Below are 8,425 nucleotides of genomic sequence, written 5' to 3'. Positions count from 1 at the left end.
CGCCCCCGTCATCTCCTGTGAGAGGGAAACCGTGCACGCAGACTTCTCGCGCCTGACCTTCCGGCCCGGCAAGCACTACTCCGCGGTGCTGACCCAGCAGGGCCGGGTCCAGCTCGACGCCGACGCCAACGAGCAGGCCGCGATCGAGCGGTACCAGTTGCGCACGCTCGCCGCCGACCTGATCGGCCGCCACGGCGGGCCGGCCGCGGCCGCCGGGTTCGCGATCGGCCATGTGCCGGGCAGCCACGACGTGGACGACCTCGTCATCGGCGACGGCCGGTACTACGTGGACGGCATCCTGTGCGAGGCCCGCCGGCCCGAGCCCGGCCTCGCCGCCCCCGACGACGACGGAGGCGGAGGCGGAGGCGGCGGAGATCACCTCGGCAACGGCGACCCCTCCCAGGAGCCGGCCGGCTGGACGTACTGGGACCAGCCGGACGCCTACCGGGACCAGGAGCGCCCCGGCGACCGGCTCCCCGGTGAGTTCCCGTTCCTGGTCTACCTGAAGGTCTGGGAGCGCAGCGTCACCGCGGTCGAGGACCCGGAGATCCGCGAGGTCGCGCTCGGTGCGGCGATGCCCGACACGGCGGCCAGGGCCAAGGTCGTCTGGCAGGTGCTCGCCCTGCCCGGCGCCGAGTTGGGCCTCGCCGGCGACGGCGCGTCGCGGGTGCGGGAGGTGCGGGAGGCCTTCGACGCCTGGGCCGAACCGCGTGAGCGACCCACCGCCCGGCTGGCGGCGCGCGCCCGGCGGCCGGAGCGGGCGAGCGAGGACCCGTGCCTGGCCCATCCCGAGGCCGCCTACCGGGGCCCGGAGAACCAGCTGTACCGGGTGGAGGTCCACCACGGCGGTTCGGCCGGGTGCGACGCCACGTTCAAGTGGTCCCGGGAGAACGGCTCGGTGGTCCTGCCGGTCACCTCGGTCGAGGGCGTCTGGGTCGATCTCACCACACTGGGCGACGACGACAGGTCCGGCCTCACGGTCGGCGACTGGGTCGAGGTCACGGACAGCGCCTCGGTCAGCCGGGGCGAGCCGGCGGACCCGCTCCAGGACCTCCTCCAGGTGGAGGAGACCGACCTGCCGGGCCGCCGGGTGCGGCTGTCCGCCGAACCGGGGCCGGAGGTCGGGCGGCTGCCCGAGCGTCACCCCTACCTGCGCCGCTGGGACCACCGGGCGCCCCGCGGCCGCGACGCCCTGCCGCTGTCCGGCGGTGCGCTGCGGCTCCGGGAGGGGGCCTGGCTCGACCTGGAGGACGGCGTCCAGGTGTACTTCGGGCCGGGCGGCGCGTACACCCGGGGCGACTACTGGCTCGTCCCGGCCCGGACCGCCACCGGGGAGGTCGAGTGGCCGCGCAACCCGGCCGGCGAAGCCCTGCTCCGGCACCCGGCCGGAATCCGGCTCCACCACGCCCCGCTCGCCTGGGTGACCGGCCCGGCCGCGGCGGCCGACCTCCGGCGGACCTTCGGCCCGCTGACGGCCCCCGCCCCTTCCCGGGAACGGGCCTGAGCCCGGGGCCGCCGTCGGCGGCCCCGGGCCGGCTACGGTCCCCGGACGAAGGAGGACAGCCGAACCGGGGTCCGTCAGGTGTGCGGGGCGAACTGCGCGGCGATCAGCAGGCCGGCCGCTGCCGCGCAGGCCGCCATCGCGAGCTGCCTGACCCGGATGCCGGTCCTCGTGGTGACGGAGAGCGCCGCCACCACGAGGAGCAGGACGCCCGCCGCCGCCTCGGCCGTGCTCCGGTGGGCGAGGGCGCCGCGCAGCGCCAGGACGGCCGCGACCACCGCGGACAGGGCGGTCCGCCGCCCGGCGAGCGCGGTGCGTTCGGGTTGGAGCCCGGGATCGCGCGGGGTCATGGCGTCCGGACGATCAGCAGGAGCAGGCCGAGACCGGCCACCGCCGCGCCGACGGCCAGCACCGGCAGCATCCGGCTGTGCGGCAGGGGCCGTTGGTGGCGCATCGCCCGCTGGACGGCGCGCCACCGGAACCAGGCCGTCGCGCAGATCAGGGAGCCCACCACCGCCAACACCGCGCCGAGCACCGCTCCCGCCGTCCCCCGCGCGTGCGGCGGGACGAACTGGGCCACGGCCAGCGCCGCCGCGATCAGGGCGAGTCCGGTCCTGAACCAGGCCAGGAACGTCCGTTCGTTCGCCAGCGAGAACCGGTAGTCAGGCTCCTCGCCCTCCTCGTACCACGGTGCGTCACGGCGACCGGCCTTCGGCACGGCCGGCTACCGGTTGCCGGGCGCGGGCAGGGCCACCTGCGGCAGGCGCGGGTCCGGCCCGGGCGGGATGACGTCGGCGGTCTCGACCATCCACCGCAGCACGGCGTCGTGCAGCCGCCGTTCGGTCCCGGCGTGCTCCGCCCGGCCCGCCAGGTTGACCCGCTCCTGCGGGTCCTCCGCCCGGTGGTACAGCTCCGGGGCCTCGTAGAGCCGCCAGACGTACGTCCACTCCCGGTCGCGGACGGCGACGGCCTTGCCGACCAGCTCCGGGTCCTCGTGCTGGAGGGCGCCCTTGAGGTCGTAGGGGAAGCCCGGACGCTCCATCTGCGGCTCCTCCTCGACGGTGAAGCCGCCCTCGGTGAAGGCGTACTCGCGGTGCTGGGCGGCGGGGTCGCGCAGCAGCGGGACCAGGCTGCGGCCGAAGTGGCGGTGCGGGGCCTCGACCCCGGCCAGCTCCAGCACGGTGGGCAGCACGTCGACCATCTCCACCATGGCGTCGCTGGCCTGTCCGCCGTCGAAGCCGCCGCCGCTGATGATCAGGGGGTCGCGGGTGATGCAGTCGTGCATCGCCGACGGCCACTTCTCGATCAGCCCGAAGTCCCCGAGGTATTCGCCGTGGTCGGCGAAGAACAGGGTCACGGTGCTGTCGGCGGCGCCGGCGCCCGCGACCGCGCCCATCACCCGGCCGAGCTGGTCGTCGAGGCGGGCGATCATCCCGTAGTAGGTGGCCATGACCTCGCGCCACTGCTCCGGGGCGACCTCGCCGATGCCGTAGCGCTCGCGGATGGCCCCCATGTAGCGCGGCTCGCCGGACGGGTCGCCGGGGGCGGCGGGGTCGGGGAGGGCGTCCCGGTCGACCATCGAGAACCAGGGCTCCTCGACCTGGAACGGGCAGTGCGGCGCCACCAGCGGCACGAACAGCACCCAGGGCCGCTCGGGCGGGTTCTCCAGGAACCGCTCGGCGGAGCGGACCGCGGCCTCGTCCGGGTCGATCCGCCCGTCGTCGGGGACCGGGCCCCGGTAGAACAGCCGGGACCAGACGCCGTCGGGGTAGTCGCCGCCGTAGCCGGTGGTGGGCATGGTCGAGAAGCCGTACTCGTGGACGCTCGCCTCGGTGACGCCCGGGGCGAAGGTGTCGCCGCGGGCGCCCGCCCAGGTGACGTGGTAGCCGGCGTCCTTGAGGATGCGCAGCAGGTTGGGCTCGTGCTCCTTGAGCAGGTGGGTGAGGGTGCGGTGGCCGGCGGTGTGCGGGTACCAGCCGGTGAGGACGGACGCCCGGCTCGGCGAGCAGACCGGGTGCTGGACGTAGGCCTGGTGGAAGGTGGTGCCGCGGGCGGCGAGGGCGTCCAGGTGCGGGGTGCTGACGTACGGGTTGCCGAACGCGCCGACGGCGTCGGCCCGTAGCTGGTCGGGCATGAGGATCACGAAGTTGGGGCGGTTGGTCATGTGTGTTTCCCGGTTCTGCGTTTCGTTCGGGAGCGGTCAGCCGGCGGTGGCGCGACGGTCCAGCTCGGTCTGGACGGCGGCGACGTCCCGGCCGTAGGTGCGGTGCAGCGGCGTGGTGAGGACCCCGTTGGCGAGGAGGACCACGACCACCATCCACAGGAAGGCGCCCTGCAGCCCGATGGTGTCCCCGAGGTAGCCGACGAGCAGGGTGATCACGGCCCAGGCGGCCCCTTCGATGCCGAGGAAGACGGCGAAGGCCGCGCCGCGCAGTTCCGGCGGTGTGATGGCCATGACGACCGGCCGGTTGACCGACGGCTGGAAGCCCTGCAGCAGGCCCAGCAGCGAGAAGAGGGCGGCGTAGATCCCGAGGTGGGTCCAGGCGATCTGGGTGGCGACGTAGGCGACGACGCCGTACCCGAGGATCGCGCTCTGCAGGACGGCGATGCGGCCCGAGCCGGGGAAGCGGCGCTGCACGCGGTCCGCGGCCAGCCCGCCGGAGAGGGTCCCGATCAGGTACGACAGCGCGGAGGGGAGGACCACCAAGGAGGCCTCGGCGTTGCTGAACCCGCGGACGTCGACCAGGAACACCACACCGAAGGCGACCATCACGAACTGGGCACTGAGCAGCCGCTGCAGGCACATCAGCGGGAAGCTGCGGATGCCAGCCAGCCGGCGCAGGCTCGCCCGGTCGAAGGCGCGGCCGCGCGGTGCGGCGGGTCCGGCCTTCAGCGCGGCGAGCTGGTGCTCGGCCCCGCCGACGCCCGGGTCCTCGAAGAACAGCAGGATGGCGATTCCCGCCAGCACTTGCAGGGCACCGACGGCGAAGAAGCCGTAGCGCCAGCCGCCGTCGACCCGGGACAGCTGCCCGAGCAGCGGGCCGAGGAGCCCGGTGACCAGGGCGACGGTGCCGAAGAGGACACCGGCCGCCCGGCCGCGGGTCCGGTCGTCGAAGAGGTCGGCGAGGATGCCGTTGATCAGGGGTCCGCTCCCGGCGACGCCGGCGGCGGCGGTCGCGAAGAGCAGCACGAGTTGCAGGTAGTTCTGGGCGAATCCGGTGGCTATGGTCCACACGCCCCACAGGCCGGAGCTGACGGCGAGGACGTACTTGCGCGGGTAGCGCTGGGCGAGGCTCACCCAGATCGGCCCGAAGACCACCCCGATGATCTTGCCCAGGGCGACCAGCAGGCTGAGGGCCGCCAGCGGCAGGTTCAGGGCGGAGCGCATCGCGGGGAACAGCACCGAGACGGCACCCTGCTCGCCGCTGTCGGTCCCCATGGCGGCGCTGAGCAGGCCCAGTTGGCGCCAGCGGCCCTTGCCGCCCGTTCCGGCGGCGGTGGCGGTGGCGGTGGCGGGCGGGGAGGTCACCGCGGCGGGCGGCGGGGAATTGGCGGTCATGCGGAACTCCCTCGGCGTGGCGCGTCAGTTGGGCCGGACGGACCGCTGGTCCCGGGTCTGCATCATGGCCGCCCAGCGGGCCGCGAGTTCGGCGGTGCGCGGGCGGTCAGGGGCGTGCCAGGAGACCGGGACGTTCAGGGAGGTGAGGCGGGCTTCGAGGTCCTCGGCGAGGTGCTCGCGGCCGGTGTCGCGCAGGTGCCGGGCGTACCGCGCGGGGTCGTTGTAGTACGTCGGCCCGGTCTGCAGGGTGGCCTGCATCGGGTCGGGCAGGCAGCCGGGGCGCCCGGCGTACTCGTTCCACCACTCGGCGAGGTGGGAGCGCATGACGGCGGCGAGTTCGGGCTCCTCTTCGAGCAGGTCGCGGGTCAGGTAGGGGTCCTCGGTGACGTGGAAGAGCTGCTCCCACTCGGCCCGGAAGGCGCCCGGGTGGTAGGTGCGGATGTAGAGGTGGTCGCGGGTGCGCACCGCGCGCTGGTAGGTGTGGGCGCCGTGGCCGAGGACCAGGTACGGGCGGGACTCGATGGCCTCGCCGCGCACCGCGGGGGCGAAGGAGGTGCCCTGCCAGCCGGCGGGGACGGGCACGCCGAGCAGGTCGCAGAGGGTGGGGGCGAGGTCGATGCTGTAGAGCAGCGCGTCGTTGCGCCGCGCCTCGGCGGGCAGCCGGTCGGTGACGCCGGGCCAGTGGACGATCAGCGGCACCCGGTGGGTGGGCTCGTTGGCCAGGCCGTGCTCCGCGTAGGAGCCCTGCTCGCCGAAGGACTCGCCGTGGTCGGCGCTGACGATCACCGCGGTCTCCTCCGCGATCCCCAGCTCCTCCAGGGTGGCCATCAGCTGGCCGAAGTAGTGGTCCCAGTAGTGGACCGCGCCGTCGTAGCCGTTGATCAGGTGCTCGAAGTCGGCGCGGGAGCGGATGGCGTCGGGCATGTTGTGCGGGACCGGGGAGGTGCCGTCGCCGGTCAGCGAGTAGTGCAGGTCGAGGGCGCTGCGCGGGCCGTAGACCTCGGCGTGCGCCGCGATGGTCTCCTCGTCGGGCCACTCCTGGACCGGGCCGGAGGCCGCCATCTTCTCGGTCCACTCGGCGGGCTGGGTGTAGTTGGTGTGCGGGTCCCAGTAGGTGAGGTGCAGGTACCAGTTCTCGTCGTCCGCGTGCCGGCGGATCCAGTCGACGGCGGCGCGGTTGACGTCCTGGGCCTCCTCGTCGCCGAGGCGGGCGGTGGCGCGGATGGACTCGCGGAAGTTGGCGTGGAAGAAGTAGGCGCGGTGGCGCTCGGCGAACACCGAGACGGCGGCGGTGTAGTGGCCGGCGAAGCCGAGGAGCTGTCCGAGCAGGGGGCGGTCGGGCTCGGGGCCGTGGCCGGAGTCGAGCCGGAACTGGGCGGCGGGCCCGAAGTGGCCGATCACGCCGTTGGTGATGCCGAACTGGCCGCTCGTCAGGGCGGTGCGGGAGGGCAGGCAGGGCGAGTCGGAGCAGTAGTAGCGCTCGAAGACGACCGACTTGTCGGCGAGCGCCTGGAGGTTGGGGGTGGTGGGGCGGTGGTAGCCGTAGGGGGTGGTGTGGTCGGGGCGGAGGGTGTCCACGTCGACGTAGATGATGCGCATGAGGGGACTCCGGGGAGGGGAGCGGGCAGGGTTCGCACCGGTGCGGCCGGCGGGGGGACGCCGGACGACCGGTGGCTGGGGGTGGGACGTCGGGGGGGGTGGGGCCGGGGGGTGCCGGGGGTTCAGCGGCCGAGCCGCGCCTCCAGGCGGGCCTTGGTGAGCTGGAGCCAGGCGATGTGGGAGGCCCCGAAGGCGTAGCCGTGCTCGTGGGCCATGGTGTGGACCTCGCGGGCCCAGGCCTCGTCGAGTTCGGGGACCTGCGGGTCGTAGGCGCCGGGCAGCGGCAGGGCGCCCGGTTCGGCGTGCTGCTTGAGCCGGTACTCCAGCTCGGTGGTGACCACGTCCAGGGCGATCTCGGGGCCGAGCTGGCCCGCGAGGACGAAGCGCAGGGCGAAGTCGGGGTCCTTGGGCCGCGGGGACGGGACGTAGGGGGACCGCGCCCACTCCAGGACGGCCGCGTGGCCCTCCTCCGTCAGCCGGTACACCTTGGCGTCCGGCCGGCCCTCGCGCGGGTCGACCTCGAAGGCCACCCAGCCGCGCTCCACGAGCTTGGCCAGGCGGCGGTAGATGTGCGGGAGTTGGACCCCGTACCCGATGAAGCGGCCCGGCCCCTCCATCCAGCGACGCAGGTCGTAGCCGGACAGGCGGCGCAGGGTCAGCGCCCCGAGGATCACATAGTCGAGCTGCATGAGCGGCACCTATGTTCTGAGGAACTTATGCACCAAAGACTTACCCCCCGGTAGCCGGATGTCAATACTCCGGTTCCGCTCCGGGTCGACGCCCCTCAGTCGTCCGCCGCGCAGCGGAAGCCCGAGTGCCCGCTGGAGCTGTCCGGGGTGTTGGCGGTGCGCGCGGCCACCCGGTAGCGGTTGCAGTAGGAGCGGTGGCACATGTGGGAGCCGCCCCGGATGACCTTGTCGGTGCCGGCGGCGGGGCCGGCGGGGTCGACCAGCGGGCGGTCGGCCGGGTGGTCGGTGGTCCACCAGTCGGCGCACCACTCCCAGACGTTGCCCGACACGTTGAACAGCCCGAAGCCGTTGGGCTCGAAGGCGTCGACGGGCGCGGTGCCGCGGTAGCCGTCGGCGGCGGTGTTCTTCGCCGGGAAGGTGCCGCGCCAGATGTTGCAGCGGTACTCCCCCGCCGGGTCCAGCTCGTCGCCCCACGGGTAGCGCGCCTGCTCCAGGCCGCCGCGCGCCGCGTACTCCCACTCCGCCTCGGTGGGCAGCCGCTTGCCCGCCCAGGCCGCGTACGCCGCCGCGTCGTTCCAGGAGACGTGCACCACCGGGTGGTCGCCGCGCCCCTGGACGCCGCTGCCCGGACCCTCCGGCCGGTTCCAGGCCGCCCCCTCCACCCCGCACCACCAGGGCGTCCGCTCGGGGCGCGGGGCGGCGCGGCGCAGCGCGGCGGGCAGGAAGGACGCGAACACGTAGGACCAGCCGATGCGCTCCGCCTCGGTCCGGTACCCGGTGTCGGCGACGAACGCGGCGAACCGCTCGTTGCTCACCGCGCGGGTGTCGATCCGGAACGGCTTCAGCCGCACCGCCCGCACCGGCCCCTCCCCGTCCCCGGGGAACCCCTCGGCGTCCTCGGTCCCCATCAGGAAGTCGCCCCCGGGCAGCAGCACCGTCCCGTCCGCGCCGTCCCGGCGCGCCGAGGGCGACGGCAGCGGCAGCGGGACCGACGGCGCCGGCGCGCCCCCTCCGGACGGCATGCAGCAGCGGGCGGGCGCGGTGGCGTCGGTCATGCTCGGGTCCTTCTTGCTCCGG

8 protein-coding genes are annotated in these 8,425 nt (G+C 74.4%); 1 reads left to right on the top strand and 7 read right to left on the bottom strand.

The window, feature by feature from the left end:
• The first annotated feature begins 31 nt into the window (after window positions 1-31).
• Window positions 32-1,504, top strand: coding sequence for a DUF6519 domain-containing protein (locus ACFU74_RS08750; RefSeq protein WP_380753903.1), 1,473 nt, complete (start codon window positions 32-34; stop codon window positions 1,502-1,504).
• Between the two features lie 74 nt (window positions 1,505-1,578).
• Here ACFU74_RS08750 and ACFU74_RS08745 read toward each other — a convergent pair whose 3' ends face one another.
• The 7 genes from ACFU74_RS08745 to ACFU74_RS08715 form a co-directional block, all read right to left on the bottom strand.
• Window positions 1,579-1,851, bottom strand: coding sequence for a DUF202 domain-containing protein (locus ACFU74_RS08745; protein ID WP_380753900.1), 273 nt, complete (start codon window positions 1,849-1,851; stop codon window positions 1,579-1,581).
• Window positions 1,848-2,219, bottom strand: a complete 372-nt coding sequence (locus ACFU74_RS08740; RefSeq protein WP_380753897.1) for a YidH family protein — start codon at window positions 2,217-2,219, stop codon at window positions 1,848-1,850. Before ACFU74_RS08740 ends, ACFU74_RS08745 begins: the two co-directional genes overlap by 4 nt.
• 6 nt (window positions 2,220-2,225) lie before the next feature.
• Window positions 2,226-3,665, bottom strand: a complete 1,440-nt coding sequence (locus ACFU74_RS08735) for a sulfatase-like hydrolase/transferase (protein ID WP_380753894.1) — start codon at window positions 3,663-3,665, stop codon at window positions 2,226-2,228.
• 36 nt (window positions 3,666-3,701) lie between these two features.
• Window positions 3,702-5,060: an MFS transporter gene (locus tag ACFU74_RS08730; protein ID WP_380753891.1), complete on the bottom strand. Its 1,359-nt coding sequence runs from the start codon at window positions 5,058-5,060 to the stop codon at window positions 3,702-3,704.
• A gap of 24 nt (window positions 5,061-5,084) precedes the next feature.
• Window positions 5,085-6,659 carry a sulfatase gene (locus ACFU74_RS08725; protein WP_380753888.1) on the bottom strand — a complete coding sequence of 525 codons (1,575 nt, stop codon included), beginning with the start codon at window positions 6,657-6,659 and terminating at the stop codon, window positions 5,085-5,087.
• Between the two features lie 122 nt (window positions 6,660-6,781).
• A complete protein-coding gene (locus tag ACFU74_RS08720; RefSeq protein ID WP_380753885.1) occupies window positions 6,782-7,348 on the bottom strand; it encodes a PadR family transcriptional regulator in 567 nt (188 codons plus the stop codon).
• Between the two features lie 95 nt (window positions 7,349-7,443).
• A complete protein-coding gene (locus tag ACFU74_RS08715; RefSeq protein WP_380753882.1) occupies window positions 7,444-8,403 on the bottom strand; it encodes a formylglycine-generating enzyme family protein in 960 nt (319 codons plus the stop codon).
• Window positions 8,404-8,425: the final 22 nt, after the last annotated feature.

The organism is Kitasatospora sp. NPDC057500 (assembly GCF_042802195.1).
Classification (GTDB): domain Bacteria; phylum Actinomycetota; class Actinomycetes; order Streptomycetales; family Streptomycetaceae; genus Kitasatospora.
Note: the sequence above shows the minus strand (reverse complement) of the source record. Positions and strands in the feature narration are given on the sequence as shown.

Excerpts from the sequence above, each read along its gene's own strand:
- ACFU74_RS08720 (WP_380753885.1), bottom strand. The coding sequence starts at position 7,348 with ATGCAGCTCGACTATGTGATCCTCGGGGCGCTGACCCTGCGCCGCCTG.
- ACFU74_RS08725 (WP_380753888.1), bottom strand. The coding sequence starts at position 6,659 with ATGCGCATCATCTACGTCGACGTGGACACCCTCCGCCCCGACCACACC.
- ACFU74_RS08745 (WP_380753900.1), bottom strand. The coding sequence starts at position 1,851 with ATGACCCCGCGCGATCCCGGGCTCCAACCCGAACGCACCGCGCTCGCC.
- ACFU74_RS08735 (WP_380753894.1), bottom strand. The coding sequence starts at position 3,665 with ATGACCAACCGCCCCAACTTCGTGATCCTCATGCCCGACCAGCTACGG.
- ACFU74_RS08730 (WP_380753891.1), bottom strand. The coding sequence starts at position 5,060 with ATGACCGCCAATTCCCCGCCGCCCGCCGCGGTGACCTCCCCGCCCGCC.
- ACFU74_RS08715 (WP_380753882.1), bottom strand. The coding sequence starts at position 8,403 with ATGACCGACGCCACCGCGCCCGCCCGCTGCTGCATGCCGTCCGGAGGG.